This is a genomic window from Halogeometricum borinquense DSM 11551 (assembly GCF_000172995.2).
Taxonomy (GTDB): Archaea; Halobacteriota; Halobacteria; order Halobacteriales; family Haloferacaceae; genus Halogeometricum; species Halogeometricum borinquense.
Genome location: NC_014729.1, coordinates 2,157,984 through 2,172,694, shown reverse-complemented (window position 1 = coordinate 2,172,694; position 14,711 = coordinate 2,157,984). Strand labels below are relative to the sequence as shown.

Here is a 14,711-nt window from a genome sequence, read left to right as displayed (position 1 = left end):
GCTTTTGCACCATCCGCGGGCATCCTCGCGCATGGACGACCTCTCTCGTTCGGATTCGCTTGCCGCCGTCTCGCCGTTGGACGGTCGCTACGCCGGTCGAACCGCACCGCTCGTCCCGTACGCCAGCGAAGCCGCGCTGATGCGCGCTCGCGTGCGTGTCGAAGCCGAGTACCTCCTCGCACTCGCTGACCTCGACGCCACGCCGCTTTCGCTCTCGGACGAGGAACGCGAGACGGTTCGCGGTCTGTACGACTCGTTCGACGGCGACGACGCACGCCTCGTAAAGCGACTCGAAACCGAAGGTGCCGAAGGCTACTCGGCGACGAATCACGACGTAAAGGCCGTCGAATACTTCGTTCGCACCGAGACGCCCGAACGCGTCCATCCGTGGATTCACTTCGGCCTCACGTCCGAGGACGTGAACAACCTCGCTCACCGACTCCTCGCCAAACCCGCCGTCGAGGAGGTTCTCGTCCCCGCTATCGAAGATGTACGGGACGAACTCACCGCACTCGCACGGGAGCACCGCGCGACCCCGATGCTCGCGCGTACGCACGGTCAACCCGCGACGCCGACGACCTTTGGGAAAGAAATGGCCGTCTACGCCGCCCGCATCGGCCAGCAACTCGGGCGTGTGAAGGAGGCCGCCGCAACCCTTTCGGGTAAACTCGCGGGCGCATCAGGAACGTACGCCGCGCACGTTGCCGCCTACCCAGACGTTGACTGGCGTTCGTTCTCCCGAACGTTCGTCACGGATCTCGGTCTCGAACACACCGCGTTGACGACGCAGGTGAACCCCTGCGACGACCTCGCGGCTCTGTTTGATGCGCTCCGCGGCGTCAACAACGTTCTCCTCGATTTGGACCGCGACGTGTGGATGTACGTCTCCCAGCGCTACCTCGGCCAAGAGGCCACTGCGGGTGAAACTGGCTCCTCGACGATGCCGCACAAGGTCAATCCAATCGACTTCGAGAACAGCGAAGGGAACCTCTCGAAGGCGAACGCGGATCTGACGTTCCTCGCAGACTATGTGACGAACTCCCGACTCCAGCGTGACCTCTCGGATTCGACGGTGAAACGTAATATCGGGTCGTCGTTCGCCCACTGTCTCATCGGCTACGGGAAGACGGCCGCGGGCCTCGACAAAGTCGTTCCAAACGAACAGGTGATGCGCGAGGAACTGGAGGCCCATCCCGAACTTATCGGTGAAGCGGTGCAGACTATCCTCCGACGAGAGGGAGACGCCGAAGCGTACGAACGCGTCAAGGAACTCACGCGCGGCCGCGACGTGACAATCGAGGACTTCCGTGACCTGTTCGACGAACTTGACGTGGACGAATCCGTTAGAGCGGAACTTCGCGCGCTGTCGCCTGCGACGTATGTCGGACTTGGCGACGAACTCGTCGGCGACCTGTAGCGACTCCGAAGCGCTTTTTCAACGGGGTTGTCGGTCTCGTATCCGGAGCAAACTGGCACGGGTGTGGTGAGTGCCGACACGGTCGGACTGGACAGACTGTGAGAGAGACGGCTTTCGTCTTGCCCGGTGATCGCCGGAACACGAGTCAATCCGTCTCTAGAGTGGCGCCGCGGGCTGGCACGACGCAGGCACTCACCGTGACAAACGCTTTACTCATAATAGAATAAATCTTTTGGTGGGGTGGGTCCTACCGAGAGACTATGAGAGCAATCGCAGTGAAGAAGGGCGAGAGACGACCCGTCCTCGTGGACAAGCCACGTCCGGAACCGGAGACGGGCGAAGCGCTCGTCCGGACCCTCCGCGTCGGCGTGGACGGGACCGACCACGAGGTTATTTCCGGGGGTCACGGGGGATTCCCGGACGGGGAGGATCACCTCGTCCTCGGCCACGAAGCCGTCGGCGTCGTCGAAGACCCGAACGGCACCCGATTCGAGGCAGGCGACGTGGTCGTCCCGACGGTCCGACGGCCGCCCAACGGCGGGAACGAGTACTTCGAACGCGGCGAACCCGATATGGCCCCCGAGGGAATGTACCACGAACGGGGGATCGTCGGCGAACACGGCTTCATGGCCGAGTATTTCGTCAGCCACGAGCAGTATCTCGTCCAGATTCCCGAGTCGCTGACCGACCTCGGCTTTCTCATCGAACCGATCTCGATCACCGAGAAGGCAGTCGAACTCGCGTACGCCTCCCGGTCGAGTTTCACGTGGGAACCTGAGTCGGCAATCGTTCTCGGGAACGGGAGCCTCGGTCTCCTCACGCTGGCGCTCCTGCGAGACAAACTCGGCTACGACCGCCTGTACTGTCTCGGGCGGCGCGACCGTCCGGACCCGACTATCGACATTATCGAGAAACTCGGGGCGACGTACGTAGACTCCCGAGAGACGCCCGTCTCGGCCGTCCCCGACGAGTTCGAATCGATGGATCTCGTCTACGAGGCGACGGGGTACGCTAAGCACGCCTTCGACAGCGTCCGCGCGCTCGCACCGAACGGTGTCGCCACGCTCCTCGGCGTCCCCGGTTCGTGGGAGTTCGAAATCGACGGCGGCGAGATACACAAAGAGATCGTCCTGCACAACAAGGCGTTGCTTGGAAGCGTCAACTCACACGTCAAACACTTCGAATCCGCAGTCGATACGCTCGCGGCGTATCCGGAGTGGTTTACGGACGATCTCGTCACGAGCGTGTGTGACCTTGACAATTTCGCGGCGGCATTCGAAGACGACGACACCACTATAAAAACCGCCGTTCAATTCAGCACGTATGAAGAACGTCGATGACCTCATTGCGAGTGCTGCGGAACTCGCAGACAGAGGTCTGTCGAAAGGTGAAATCGCCGACGAACTGAACGTCTCACGCGAGACGGCGAGTTGGCTCGTCGATCGGAGCGGTGCGTCGAGTCCGAAACCAGCGAGTGACAACGGTGGCGCGAGCGGTCCACAGGACATCCACGTTGACTGGAGTGCCATCGGCCGCGACTCCAAACGCATGGGATACATCGCGCACGCGATGGCAGATCTCCTGCAGAAACAGGGCGAGGACGTGGACCTCACAATCGGCATCGAAAAAGCCGGCGCGCCGCTTGCCACCGTCGTGGCGCGGGAACTCGACACGGACCTCGGAACCTACGCGCCGGCAAAACATCAGTGGGAGGAAGGTGACATCGACGAACTCGGTGGGTCGTTCTCGCGGAACTTCTCACAGATTCGTGACCGCCAGTGCTACGTCGTTGATGACACCATCACCTCGGGGACAACGATGACCGAGACTATCGACGCTATCCGAGAGGAAGGCGGCGAACCCGCCGCGTGCGTCGTCATCGTGGACAAACAGGGCCTCGAAGAGATCGACGGTGTCCCCGTCTACTCGCTTATCGACGTGGTCGGCGTCGGCAGAAAGTCGTAAGTCTGACTGGGTGACGGCGCTGGATTGACGACGCAACCCATTTGTCGTGTCGTCGCATATTCTCGCCCATGACCTTCGAACCGGGGAACGACCTGTCGGAAGAAGATGTACAAGAGCGAGTAGACGAACTCATCGAATCGAACGAAGTGGTGCTGTTCATGAAGGGCAACCAACTGATGCCGCAGTGCGGATACTCCGCGCGCGCTCTCGAACTCATCGGCAAGCACCGCGAGTCGTTCGAGACGGTTGACGTGCTCCCTGCTCTCGATGCCTATCGTGCCGCGCTGGAAGAACACAGCGGATGGGAAACGATTCCGCAGACGTTCGTTGACGGCGAGTTCGTCGGCGGGAGCGATATCCTCGCAGAACTGGACGAACGCGGCGAACTCGGCGAGACGCTTTCGGCCTGAGTCGGACTGTCGTCCCGACTCGACAGTGACTTCTATTTTCATTCGGTGGGGCGAATCAAAGAGTAGGCCATATATGTGCGTAGGTCCTACACCAACACAGGTATCGACGTCGCGCCGCCGCGCGTCACAGCACCCCGATACTGTTTCCAACAATGTCAGGCCGCGTATACCGACTTCACTCAACGCTCGAATTGCCACTCGAAGATGTCATGGAATTCTTCGAAAACGATCCCGAACTTCCCCCTGAAGTCGAGGACGTAGAAGTCACTCGCCGGAACAACACGCTCATCCTCAAGGCCGTCGCGGCCGACGATAATCTCAGTAAGTACACCCCGACGGCACAACTCAAAGCGAGTGTCACGGAGAACCGCGTGTACGAGGAGGAACCACCGCGCGCAGGCGCGCCACGCTGGGGCGAAGAAGAAGAGGAGATTCCGTCAGAGCTCGTCGAGTTCGCCTGCTTTAAAGGAGACCGCGAGACGGTACTCCAGAACACGGCCCTGCAGTACCCCATGTTCCTCGTTCTCCAAGAAATTGCCAAGATCGCCGAGAAAGGAACGCTCACAGCGATTACCGAATCGGACGACGAACTACACGCGACGCGTATCGTCGAGGGCGAAGAACGTCCGGCGACCATCGAAGTCGTAGAGAACCCCTCGAAAGGCGGTTCCGGAAGCGGCGGCGTCAACTGGCGCGACAACAAGTTCATTAGCTAACGCGCTCGTCGCAACGCCCGAGTCGGGCGCGCGTCGAGCAGAGTGAACTCGTTCTCATCGGTCCCAGTGTGGATTCGGGACGAGATTTTCACTTCTATCAATTGACGATGAGAGTCGATCAGACACGTCTATAGCTCCTCTCGACTCTCGAGTACACGTTTCTGGCCCTCATTTGCACGGGTTGCACAGGGCAAAAGACACTTTAGTGCTGTAATTAGATGTAATTAGTGTATGCCGGAAGGCTTCCCCGACTACCTCGACGTAGCGTACGAAGACGGCGAAGGCGAGACGCCCGACGACTACCCAAGCATCCACGACAAAATCGAGAAGGCTATCGAGGTCACGAAAGAGGGCCTCGAACAGTACGAGAACCCTGTCGTGATGTGGACCGGCGGGAAGGACTCCACGCTCTGTCTGTACTTCATCAAAGAGGTTGCAGAGAAACACGGATACGACGTTCCCCCCGCGGTCTTCATCGACCACTACCAGCACTTCGACGAGATCCACGACTTCGTGGACAAGTGGGCTGACGAGTGGGATCTCGACGTCATCTACGCCCGCAACGAGGACGTGGGTGCCTACGTGGACGAACACAGTCTGTCGCCCGGCGACGACATCGACATCTCCGAGTTGTCCGAACACAACCAGCACCACGTTCGGAACCTTCTGGAGTACGAGGACGAGACGTTCCCGTTCCTCCTCGACACGTACGTCGGCAACCACCTCCTGAAGACGGTGGCGCTGAACGACGCCCTCGAAGAGTACGACGTTGACGGCGTCATCTCGGGCGTCCGCTGGGACGAGCAGGAAGCGCGCGCCGACGAGACGTTCTTCTCGCCGCGTCACGATCCCGACATCTACCCCCCCCACGACCGCGTTCAACCCATCCTCCAGTTCGACGAGGCGTCGGTCTGGCAGGCGTTCTGGAACTTCGTCGTTCCGGACACCGTCGCGGAGTACCCCGACGACGGTCACGTCCCGCAGTCGTCTGAGGACCTCCCGAACGACCTGACGCAGGACGACATTCCCGTCTCGCCCAAGTACTTCGCCGGATTCCGTTCGCTCGGTAGCGAAGTCTCGACGGACAAGACGACCGAGGAACCGGCATGGTTGCAGGACATGGAGAACACGACCGAGCGCGCAGGCCGCGCACAGGACAAAGAAGACCTGATGGAACGCCTGCGCGACCTCGGCTACATGTAAGGCGGGCACGCGCTTCCGGCATCCGCCCGATTCGGATGCAACTTGCGTGTGGTGATTCGTCTCCAATCGTGGTTCGGTTCCACGTGTGACTACCGCGATTCGTTGCTGCTGGCGGTACTGTCAGCTCCTTTTCTGTGGCCTGCTCGCTGTCGGTGCGAGTGACTCGTACGAACGGATAGCCACGCAAAGGTAGATAGCCTCCTCGCGCGATACGTCTCTCAGATGTCTCCGACCTTCCCCTCGGACGTGACGCTCGACTACGACGGCGGCCGCGACGAGGATGCCTCGAACTACCCCTCACTCGAAGACAAGATTAGCAAAGCTGTCGCGGTAACCCAGCAGGCCCTCGACCAGTACCGACGCCCGACCGTCATGTGGACCGGCGGGAAAGACTCCACTGTCGTTCTCTACGTGGTTCGCGAAGTCGCTGCGGAGATGGGCGTCGAAGTGCCGCCCGTCGTCTTCATCGACCACTTCGAGCATTTCCCCGAGACAGTCGCATTCGTCGAACAGTGGGCCGACGAGTGGGACCTCGATCTCGTTGTCGCACGCAACGAGGATTTCGTCCGGCTCGACGCGAGTCCGGGTGACGAAATTCCGCTCGCAGATTTGTCTGAAACGACTCGCCGCGAACTCGAACGACTCGACTACGAGGGCGATACACTCACCCTTGATGCCGACACGTTCGAGGGCAACCACCTCTTGAAGACCGTCGCTTTCAACGACGTGATCGAAGCGGACGGCTTCGACGGCATCTTCTCGGGCGTCCGCTGGGACGAACAGGAGTCCCGCGCCGATGAGACGTTCTTTTCGGCGCGACACGATTCAGAGAAATATCCGCCACACGACCGCGTTCACCCCATTCTCCAGTTCGAGGAAGCCGACATCTGGGATGCGTTCTGGGAGTTCATCGTCCCCGACGCCGCTTCGGGCTATCCTGACGGCTTCGTTCCCGAAAGCGCCGACGACCTACCCGAAGGTATCGCGGCGACGGATCTCCCCATCTCACCGAAGTACTTCGAGGGGTTTCGGTCGCTCGGCACTGAGTCGGGATCGGCGAAGTCCGATGACCGGCCCGCGTGGGTGCAGGACCTCGGCGCAAGTACCGAACGCGCCGGTCGCGCCCAAGACAAGGAGGACTTGATGGGTCGCCTCCGCGATTTGGGCTATATGTAGCGGTCCGAAAAGCGGTATCCGAACCGCAGAAGGTTTAGGAACCAGCGGTCTACGGCTTTCAATGACCGAATCCGGAGATTGGGTTGGCCTCTTCTCGGGCGGGAAGGATTCCTCGTGGGCAGTCTACCGCGCTCTCGAAGCGGGGCTTGACGTGACGCGACTTCTCACCGTTCATCCCGGAGACGACTCGTACATGTATCACGTACCGGCGACGCACCTCGCGGCACTCGCTGCCGAAAGTTTGGGTATCGAACTCATCGAGGTGACGCCCGACGACTTGGGCGCTGCCGAAGCAACCGACTCCAGCGAACAGGGCGACGCCGAACTGGAACCCCTCGAAGCAGCGCTCGAAGCACTCGCAGCGGAGATTGATCTCGCGGGCGTCACCGCAGGGGCAGTCGAGAGCGAGTACCAGACGAACCGCATTCAGGGGATGTGCGACCGTCTCGAAATCGATCTGTTCGCTCCGCTCTGGCAGGAAGACCCCCGCGAACTCGGGGAAGCGATGATCGATGCGGGATTCGAGATACAAATCATCCAGGTCGCCGCTCACGGCCTTGATGAGTCGTGGTTGGGTCGCACGCTCGATCACGACGCGCTCGAAGAACTGGTCGAACTAAACGAGCAGTACGGTGTCCACCCCCTCGGCGAAGGCGGCGAGTTCGAGACGTTCGTCACGGACGGCCCGCATATGTCCAATCCCATCGAACTGGAGTACGAGACCGTCTGGGAGGGGACGCGCGGCCATCTCGAAATCACGGACGCACGTCTCGGCGAGTAACGATAGTCGCGTCTGCAACGAGTACGCATCCGACCGTACGCCGTCGTACGGTCACATGAGTGAAGATTCGCAGACGCGACCGATAGCACAGAAAGCGCCGTAGTCGATTTGGGGACTATTCGAGGTGCGAGTGAGCGCCGATGAGGGCGTTCGAGAGGTCGAGATTCTCGACGTGGGTTTCCTCGTCTACGATTGTGTTTCGGATGTCAGCGTTTCTGATCGTGGTGTTACTGAAGACAACCGTCTTCTCCAGCGTCGATCCCTCCACGGCGCTGTTCTCCATGACGTAGACGTTCTCGCCGAGTTCGGAGTCGCTTACAGTCGCCGTCTCGTGGACGAAGTTCTCGCCGCCGAGATACCACGATACCGCGTCGAGATAGCTTTCGGGCGTCCCGATGTCGAACCACGCGCCGTCGAACGTGAACGCGTGGACGTCGCCGCGTTGCTGGAGCCACTGGATGAACCAACCTGGCTCGTCCGGGTTGTTGCCGTCCTGCAGGTATTCATCAAACTTGGGGAGCGTCTCCGCTGGGAACGCATAGCACGCGATAGAGACGAGCGTACTCTTCGGGTCGTCAGGCTTCTCTTGGAAGTCAACGACGCGGTCACCGTCGAGTTCGACGAGACCGTAAGATTTCGCTCGTTCTTTCGAGCCGACGTCGTAGGCGGCGATACACGGCGTCCGCTTTGCCTCGAAGAAATCAACGAACTCGGACACGTCGAACGAGAGCAGGTTGTCACCCGCGATGACGATCAGATCCTCTTCGACGTTCTCGCGGTCGATGAGTTGTTCGAGCGCGCCGACGACGCCGAACTTCTCGTCTTCTTCGACCGTTTCCTCGACGGAAACCGTCGGCTTCTCGAACGGCGAATCGGAGAGATACTCCTCGAATGACTCCTCGAACCGCTCGTTTGTGCTGACGAACACCTCCGAGATTCGGTCATCTTCCTCTAGATCCTCGAATATCACGTCGATGACCGTCTCGTCACCCACCGGTAAGAACATCTTTGGCCGGTGTTTGGTGATGGGCCAGAGTCGTGTCGCGTAACCACCTGCAAGGACGACAGCCTTCATACGGGGACTGACTTACCGCTATGTCAAGTTCTTTTCCCATCCTTCCCACCTAATGATACGAAATATTTGTTAATGACAACTGTACACACGCAACTAGACTATTCGACTGCATATTCGTTTGTACGACAACAAAAGACAACGAGATGGGACGAGGTGCGACGGACAGCGAAACGAGTCAGAGACGCTGAGATCGAATGCCCGGATCGAGAGGAAAACCTACCAGTGGTGGAGTCGTAGAGAGAGGCATGTCGGAATCGGATTCGGACGCGACGACGCGCGAGCGAATCGCGGACGCCCTCCGCGACGGCCCGAAGACGGCAACCGATCTCTCGGAGACAGTCGGAATCGCTCGGTCGTCGGCGTACAACCATCTCAAACACGTCGCCCGGTCGGTCGATTCCGTCGACCGCGACGAACAGTTTCTCGTCGCGCCGCCCGAGTGCCGCAACTGTGGATTCTCGGCGTTCGACGACCCGGTGAACTATCCGTCTCGGTGTCCGGACTGTCGGTCAGAACGCATCGAAGAGGCCGTGTTCAAAATCGAGTAAGCGGTAGTCAGAAGTCGGCTACTTCGCGGTTGTGGGAGTCGAGATCGCAGTCGGCGAGTTCGTCGTAGCAGACTTCGGTTCCTCGCCCGGTCATGCCGCGGTCGTACTGAGGCGCAAAAGCGGTGGCAGACAGCGGTTACGCTTCGATCCCGAGTTCGTCGATCAACGTCTCGGCGGCGGCTGCCGAGGACTCCGGACCACGCGCGGTGATGAGGTCACCGTCCACGGTAACGCTCGTCTCCTGATCCAGTTCGGCGTCCCACGCGCCGCCGACGGCCGTGACTTCGTCTTCGATCCAGTAGGGGAGTTTTCGTCCGTCAGGAAGCAGGTCGTTCTCGTCTACGATGCCTTCTTCCCACTCGTTCGGGAATCCGGTGACTTCGCGGTCTTCGACGAGGTACCTCCCGTCTGCTTCGCGGGTGAACGCGAGGATACCGACAGCGTGGCAGACGACGAGCGCTTTTCCTTTCTCCCCGGCGACGGCACTCAGCAAGGCCTGTCGAGCGTGACGGTCCTGGTTGATATCCCACTGCGTGCCGTGACCACCGGGGAAGACGACGGCGTCGTAGTCGGTGGCGTCAACCGTCGCTATCGGGACGGGATCTGCCAGTCGGTCGTCGTTCTCGTGGACCTCCAGTACTTTCTGTGACATCTCCTCACCGACTTCGTCGGGAGCGACGGATCGCTCGTCAACGACCGGTTGCGCTCCCGTCGGCGTCGCCACCGTCACGTCAACCCCGGCTTCCGAGAGCGTTGTCAGCGGTTCGACGCACTCTTCGCCCCAGTAGCCCGCTTCGCTGACGATAAATAGCGCTGTCGTGTCAGACATGTGCCCAAGCGTATGGTCGCTCGTGAAAAAAGTGACGCGGCCCCGGAAGTTCGGGTCGGTTTCCGTCTCGCTCTTTAGTCGTTGGTCGACGGTGCCGTGAGCGTATCCTCGGACGTTTCGATAAGGTGGCACGACGCGGAGTGGCCAACGGGCGTCCGGCGAAGTTCCGGAGTGGCAGTCTCACAGACTGTCTCGAACTCGTCTCCGAGGAGGTCGCGCGCCTCCGATTGGTCGCCGTTCGCAAGCAGTTCTAACGCGTCCGAGAGAACCGACTCGGCACTGGCGTCGGCCAACTGCTCGGGAATGTCGAACTCGCGGCGAATCTCTGCCTTGATTCTGTCTTCCGATACCGCTTCAGGCGATTGGCTCGTCTCGCTGGCGACGAACTCTCGAACGGCGTCGGCGTCCACGCCGCCGCGTCTCAGTCGGACGCGAAGGTCCATCACGGACCGCCACGCCTCCTGTTCGAAGTCGTAGCCCTCCGGCGGAATGACTTCCGGACATCGCGTGTGGAACCGGCATCCCGACGGCGGGTTCGACGGACTCGGCACGTCTCCGGTGAGTTCGACTGCATTTCCGCGCTTCGTCGGGTCCGGTTGCGGAATCGAGGAGAGCAGCGCCCGCGTGTACGGGTGTTGTGGATCCTCGTACAGGTCCTCGGTCCGGCCGAACTCGACTATCTCACCGAGATACATCACGGCCACCCGGTCGCAGATTTCGCGGACGACGGAGAGGTCGTGACTGATAAGCAGCATCCCCAGACCGAACTCGTCTTGGATCTCTTTCATCAGCGAGAGGATCTCCGCCTGAATCGAGACGTCCAGTGCTGACACGGGTTCGTCGGCGACGATGAGTTTCGGGTTGAGAACCAGCGCGCGCGCGAGGCCGATACGCTGTTTCTGCCCGCCGGAGAACTCGTGTGGGTAGCGGTCGATGTCGTCGGCCGACAGACCAACCCGTTCGAGCAGATCCTTTACGATACGACGACGGCGTTCGCGGTCGCGCATCCCGTGGACGGTCAGCGGTTCGGCGACGGACTCACCGATAGACATCCGCGGGTCGAAACTGGACGTGGGATCTTGGAAGATCATCTGCGCCTCCCGGCGGAAGCGCTTCAGTTCCTTGTCGTTGTACTCAGTGATGTCGCGCCCCTCGAACAGGACTTCGCCGTCCGTGGGGTCTTCGAGTCGGAGCAGCGAGGTCGCAGCGGTTGACTTCCCACATCCGGACTCGCCGACGAGACCGACCGTCTCGCCGCGTTCGACGGCGAAACTGATTCCGTCAACTGCGCGGACGCTGCCGACTTCCCGCTTCATGATTCCCTTCGTGATGGGGTAGTGTTTCTTCAGGTTCCGAACTTCGAGCAGGGGTGCGTCCGAACTCATCTGTCGTCACCTCCCGTTTCGGGTCCGCCATCAGCGCGCGCGTCGCCAACGGCGTCCGAACTGTCCTCTCCGAGGACGACCGACGGGTCAGCGCCCGGTTCGTAGTGGACGCACGACACCGTGTGATCGCCGTTTCCGGTGCTGTGCATCGGCGGTTGCTTCCCCTTCTTGCAATCTGCAACTGCGTACGGGCACCGCGGGTTGAACCGGCATCCAGACGGCGGTGACGTGGTGGATGGGAGTGACCCGCCGATAGCCTCCATGCGTTCGCCTCGGCCGGGGAGACACTCCAAGAGCGCGCGCGTGTACGGATGCGAGGGGTTCTCGAATATTTCGTACACGTCGCCCTGTTCCATCACCTTTCCGGCGTACATGACGACCACGCGGTCTGCGACTTCGGCGACGACGCCAAGGTCGTGCGTGATCATCACGATACCCGTGTTGAACTCGTCTTGGACCTGATTGAGCAACCGGAGAATCTGCATCTGGATAGTCACGTCCAGCGCCGTCGTCGGTTCGTCAGCGATGAGCAAGTCGGGATTCGACGCCAGCGCCATCGCGATGACGACGCGCTGTTTCATCCCGCCGGAGAACTCGTGCGGGTAGTCGTCGATTCGACTCGTCGCGTCGGGGATACCAACGCGGTCGAGGAGGTCGATTGTCCGTTCGTGCGCCTCCTCGTCGGAAACGTCGTCGTGGAGCTGAATTGCCTCCCGAATCTGCCAACCGATGGTGTAGACTGGATTCAACGCCCCCTGCGGATTCTGGAAGATGTGGCCGATTCGGCCGCCGCGGAGGTCCTCCAGTTCCGACTCGGACATCGAAAGCACGTCGTCGCCGTCGAAGCGGACTTCGCCGCCGACGATTTCGCCCGGCGGTTCCGGAATGAGTCGCGTAATCGACTCTGCGGTGACCGTCTTTCCGGACCCGCTTTCGCCAACCACGCAGACTGTCTCGCCGCGGTCGACGTCGAGACTCACGCCGTCTACCGCGTGTACCGTCCCTTCGTCCGTGTGAAAGTGCGTCTTCAGATTCCGTATCGAGAGTAGTGGTTCGCTCATCTTAGTCCTCCGAGCGCGGGTCGAGTGCGTCGCGCAACGCGTCGCCGACGAAGTTCAGTGCCAGTACCGTCGTGAACAGGAACACGCCGGGGATAGTCGAAATCCACCACGCCGTGTCGATATCGCTCCGTCCGGCGGCGATGACCTGCCCCCACGAAGGGATGGTCGGGTCGCCGAGTCCGAGGAACGAGAACGCCGCCTCGAACAGGATGAGACTCGGAATGAGCAGACTCGCGTTCGTGATGACCGTGTTCGAGACGTTCGGCACGAGATGTTTCCGGATGACCCAGAACTCGCTGGCTCCTGCAGATTGTGCGGCTTGGATGTACTCCTCCTCGCGCCGCTGGAGTGCTTCCGAGCGGACGAGCCGAGCGGTCGAACCCCAACTCGTGAGGCCGAAGATGACGATGAGGAGGAACAGCGTCCCACCGTACAGGTACAGAAGCAGGAGATAGAGGAAGAACGTCGGGAACGTCAGCTGAATGTCCACGTACCGCATCAGCAGTTCGTCCATCAGGCCACCGGAGTACGCCGCGATCGTACCCACGGCGGTCCCGATGAGAATGATGATAAGCGGCGTGATGAGGCCGACTTCGAGGCTGACGCGCATCCCGTAGACGACGCTCTTCATGATTCCCTTCCCCTGCCCGGTCGTTCCGAGCGGGTACTGCCACGTACCCTGACACATTCCATCGACGACGGGACCCATACAGCTCCCGACCGTCGATTCGGGAACGGAGAAGAACACCGGCGGCTGGTACTGCGCAAGAACGTTCAGCTCCGGTTTGGAGACGAACATCGGGCCGACCAGACCGAGACCGAAGATGAGCGTCAGGAAGACGCCGCTGATGACGGCCGCACGGTTTTTGCTAAATTCGCGCCAGTACCGCCGCGTCATCCGTGGGTTGTCGTACAGCGGGTAGACGGCGTAGAACGCCACCGTCACGAGTGTGGCGATGAGGAGCCAATCGAGTTGGCTCACGTCCCACTGGAACGGCGTGGTGATTGTCGGCCCCTGTGCGAGGAAGTAGTCGTAGGCGAGCAACACCGCAAGGATGCCCATCGAAACGAGGTAGCCCCCGCTCTGCACCGTCAGCGAGTCGAATCCCGACCGCTGGAGGTCGTCCCAATCGATGTCCTCGAACCGGTCTTGATAGTCTTCTGCCGCCATTATCGATCACCGTAGTCGATTCGCGGGTCAAGTACCGTGTAGGCCAAGTCTTGGAACAGGTTCCCGATGATCGCGATGAACGTCGGGATGAGCACCGTCCCGAGGACGAGTGACACGTCCTGTTGGAGGATGGCCTTGTAACTCAACTGTCCCAACCCGGGGATGCCGAACACCACCTCGACGAGGTACGAACTCACGAGGACGATATTCAGAATGTCGCCGACGAGGATTGTCGAGAGGGGGACGAGCGCCGGGCGGAAGATGTGTCGGGTGACGCGCCGCCAACTGTTTGCGCCCTTCGCCTTCGCAGTCTTAACGAACTCGGCGTTCACGTACTCCAACGCCGTCGCACGCGAGAAGCGCATCTCGCTTGCGATAGAGGAGAGCGTGACGACGAGCGTCGGCGCGACGAGTTGTTGGGCGTTCTGCAGTGAGAGCCACGGCACGTCGGAGTGGTAGTAGATGGGAATCCACCCCAACCACACCCCGAAGATGAGAATCATCAGGATGGCGAACCAGAAGTCCGGGATGCTGATGCCGAAGAACGCGAACGCTGATGCCGCGTAGTCCTCCAGTGAGTTCCGGTGGGTCGCCGAGTACAACCCGATTGCGACACCGACCACTGTCGAGATGATGAGCGCCGGAGTACCGTACATCACGGAGTACGGCCACGCCTCCGAGATGGCTTGTATCACCGGTTGAGAGCGGGTTTCTGACCACCCCCAGTCGAGCGTCACCATCCCGACCATGTAGTTCTTGTACCGCTCCCAGAGCGGTTTGTCGAGTCCCCGTGCTTTTTCGTACGATTCCTGTGCTTCTTGGTAATTGCCTCCCTCTTGGACCTGCTGTGCGACGTACGATGCGGCCTGTGGGTCCGGAGAGGCTGCCATCAGCCCGAACGTGAGCGAGAGGATGATTAACGTCGCCACTACGGTCCACGCGAGACGGCGAGTGATGTACCACTTCATGTTTGT

The 14,711-nt window shown here is 60.7% G+C and carries 15 protein-coding genes; 9 read left to right on the top strand and 6 right to left on the bottom strand.

Annotated features, from left to right (window positions below):
- Positions 1-31: 31 nt before the first annotated feature.
- From purB to HBOR_RS10940, 8 genes are all read left to right on the top strand, one after another.
- A complete protein-coding gene (purB, locus tag HBOR_RS10975) occupies positions 32-1,417 on the top strand; it encodes an adenylosuccinate lyase (protein ID WP_006056710.1) in 1,386 nt (461 codons plus the stop codon).
- Between the two features lie 260 nt (positions 1,418-1,677).
- Positions 1,678-2,757, top strand: coding sequence for a glucose 1-dehydrogenase (locus tag HBOR_RS10970; protein WP_006056711.1), 1,080 nt, complete (start codon positions 1,678-1,680; stop codon positions 2,755-2,757).
- Positions 2,741-3,382 carry a transcriptional regulator GfcR gene (gfcR, locus tag HBOR_RS10965; protein ID WP_006056712.1) on the top strand — a complete coding sequence of 214 codons (642 nt, stop codon included), beginning with the start codon at positions 2,741-2,743 and terminating at the stop codon, positions 3,380-3,382. The genes HBOR_RS10970 and gfcR overlap by 17 nt, the downstream gene beginning before the upstream one ends.
- A 68-nt stretch (positions 3,383-3,450) precedes the next feature.
- Positions 3,451-3,792 carry a glutaredoxin family protein gene (locus HBOR_RS10960; RefSeq protein WP_006056713.1) on the top strand — a complete coding sequence of 114 codons (342 nt, stop codon included), beginning with the start codon at positions 3,451-3,453 and terminating at the stop codon, positions 3,790-3,792.
- A gap of 152 nt (positions 3,793-3,944) precedes the next feature.
- The gene (locus tag HBOR_RS10955) at positions 3,945-4,508 is read left to right on the top strand and encodes a DUF7110 family protein (protein WP_006056714.1); all 564 of its coding nucleotides are present in this window, start codon (positions 3,945-3,947) and stop codon (positions 4,506-4,508) included.
- Between the two features lie 231 nt (positions 4,509-4,739).
- The gene (locus tag HBOR_RS10950) at positions 4,740-5,711 is read left to right on the top strand and encodes a phosphoadenosine phosphosulfate reductase family protein (protein ID WP_006056715.1); all 972 of its coding nucleotides are present in this window, start codon (positions 4,740-4,742) and stop codon (positions 5,709-5,711) included.
- 222 nt (positions 5,712-5,933) lie between these two features.
- Positions 5,934-6,887 (top strand): phosphoadenosine phosphosulfate reductase family protein, encoded by a 954-nt coding sequence (locus HBOR_RS10945; protein ID WP_006056716.1) that lies wholly within the window; start codon positions 5,934-5,936, stop codon positions 6,885-6,887.
- A 61-nt stretch (positions 6,888-6,948) separates the two neighbouring features.
- The gene (locus tag HBOR_RS10940) at positions 6,949-7,668 is read left to right on the top strand and encodes a diphthine--ammonia ligase (RefSeq protein WP_006056717.1); all 720 of its coding nucleotides are present in this window, start codon (positions 6,949-6,951) and stop codon (positions 7,666-7,668) included.
- 115 nt (positions 7,669-7,783) lie between these two features.
- Here the strand turns inward: HBOR_RS10940 and HBOR_RS10935 are convergent, their stop codons facing one another.
- Positions 7,784-8,743, bottom strand: coding sequence for a sugar phosphate nucleotidyltransferase (locus tag HBOR_RS10935; protein ID WP_006056718.1), 960 nt, complete (start codon positions 8,741-8,743; stop codon positions 7,784-7,786).
- 245 nt (positions 8,744-8,988) lie between these two features.
- On the opposite strand from HBOR_RS10935, the gene HBOR_RS10930 reads away from it, so the two are divergent.
- Positions 8,989-9,291, top strand: a complete 303-nt coding sequence (locus HBOR_RS10930) for a transcriptional regulator (RefSeq protein WP_006056719.1) — start codon at positions 8,989-8,991, stop codon at positions 9,289-9,291.
- A gap of 136 nt (positions 9,292-9,427) precedes the next feature.
- On the opposite strand, the gene HBOR_RS10925 is transcribed toward HBOR_RS10930, so the two are convergent.
- The 5 genes from HBOR_RS10925 to HBOR_RS10905 form a co-directional block, all read right to left on the bottom strand.
- A complete protein-coding gene (locus HBOR_RS10925) occupies positions 9,428-10,120 on the bottom strand; it encodes a type 1 glutamine amidotransferase domain-containing protein (RefSeq protein ID WP_006056720.1) in 693 nt (230 codons plus the stop codon).
- Between the two features lie 74 nt (positions 10,121-10,194).
- On the bottom strand, positions 10,195-11,505 hold the full coding sequence (locus HBOR_RS10920) for an ABC transporter ATP-binding protein (protein ID WP_006056721.1): 1,311 nt from the start codon (positions 11,503-11,505) through the stop codon (positions 10,195-10,197).
- Positions 11,502-12,566, bottom strand: a complete 1,065-nt coding sequence (locus tag HBOR_RS10915) for an ABC transporter ATP-binding protein (RefSeq protein ID WP_006056722.1) — start codon at positions 12,564-12,566, stop codon at positions 11,502-11,504. Before HBOR_RS10915 ends, HBOR_RS10920 begins: the two co-directional genes overlap by 4 nt.
- Before the next feature lies 1 nt (position 12,567).
- Positions 12,568-13,737 (bottom strand): ABC transporter permease, encoded by a 1,170-nt coding sequence (locus tag HBOR_RS10910; protein WP_006056723.1) that lies wholly within the window; start codon positions 13,735-13,737, stop codon positions 12,568-12,570.
- The gene (locus tag HBOR_RS10905; protein WP_006056724.1) at positions 13,737-14,705 is read right to left on the bottom strand and encodes an ABC transporter permease; all 969 of its coding nucleotides are present in this window, start codon (positions 14,703-14,705) and stop codon (positions 13,737-13,739) included. Before HBOR_RS10905 ends, HBOR_RS10910 begins: the two co-directional genes overlap by 1 nt.
- Between the last annotated feature and the right edge of the window lie 6 nt (positions 14,706-14,711).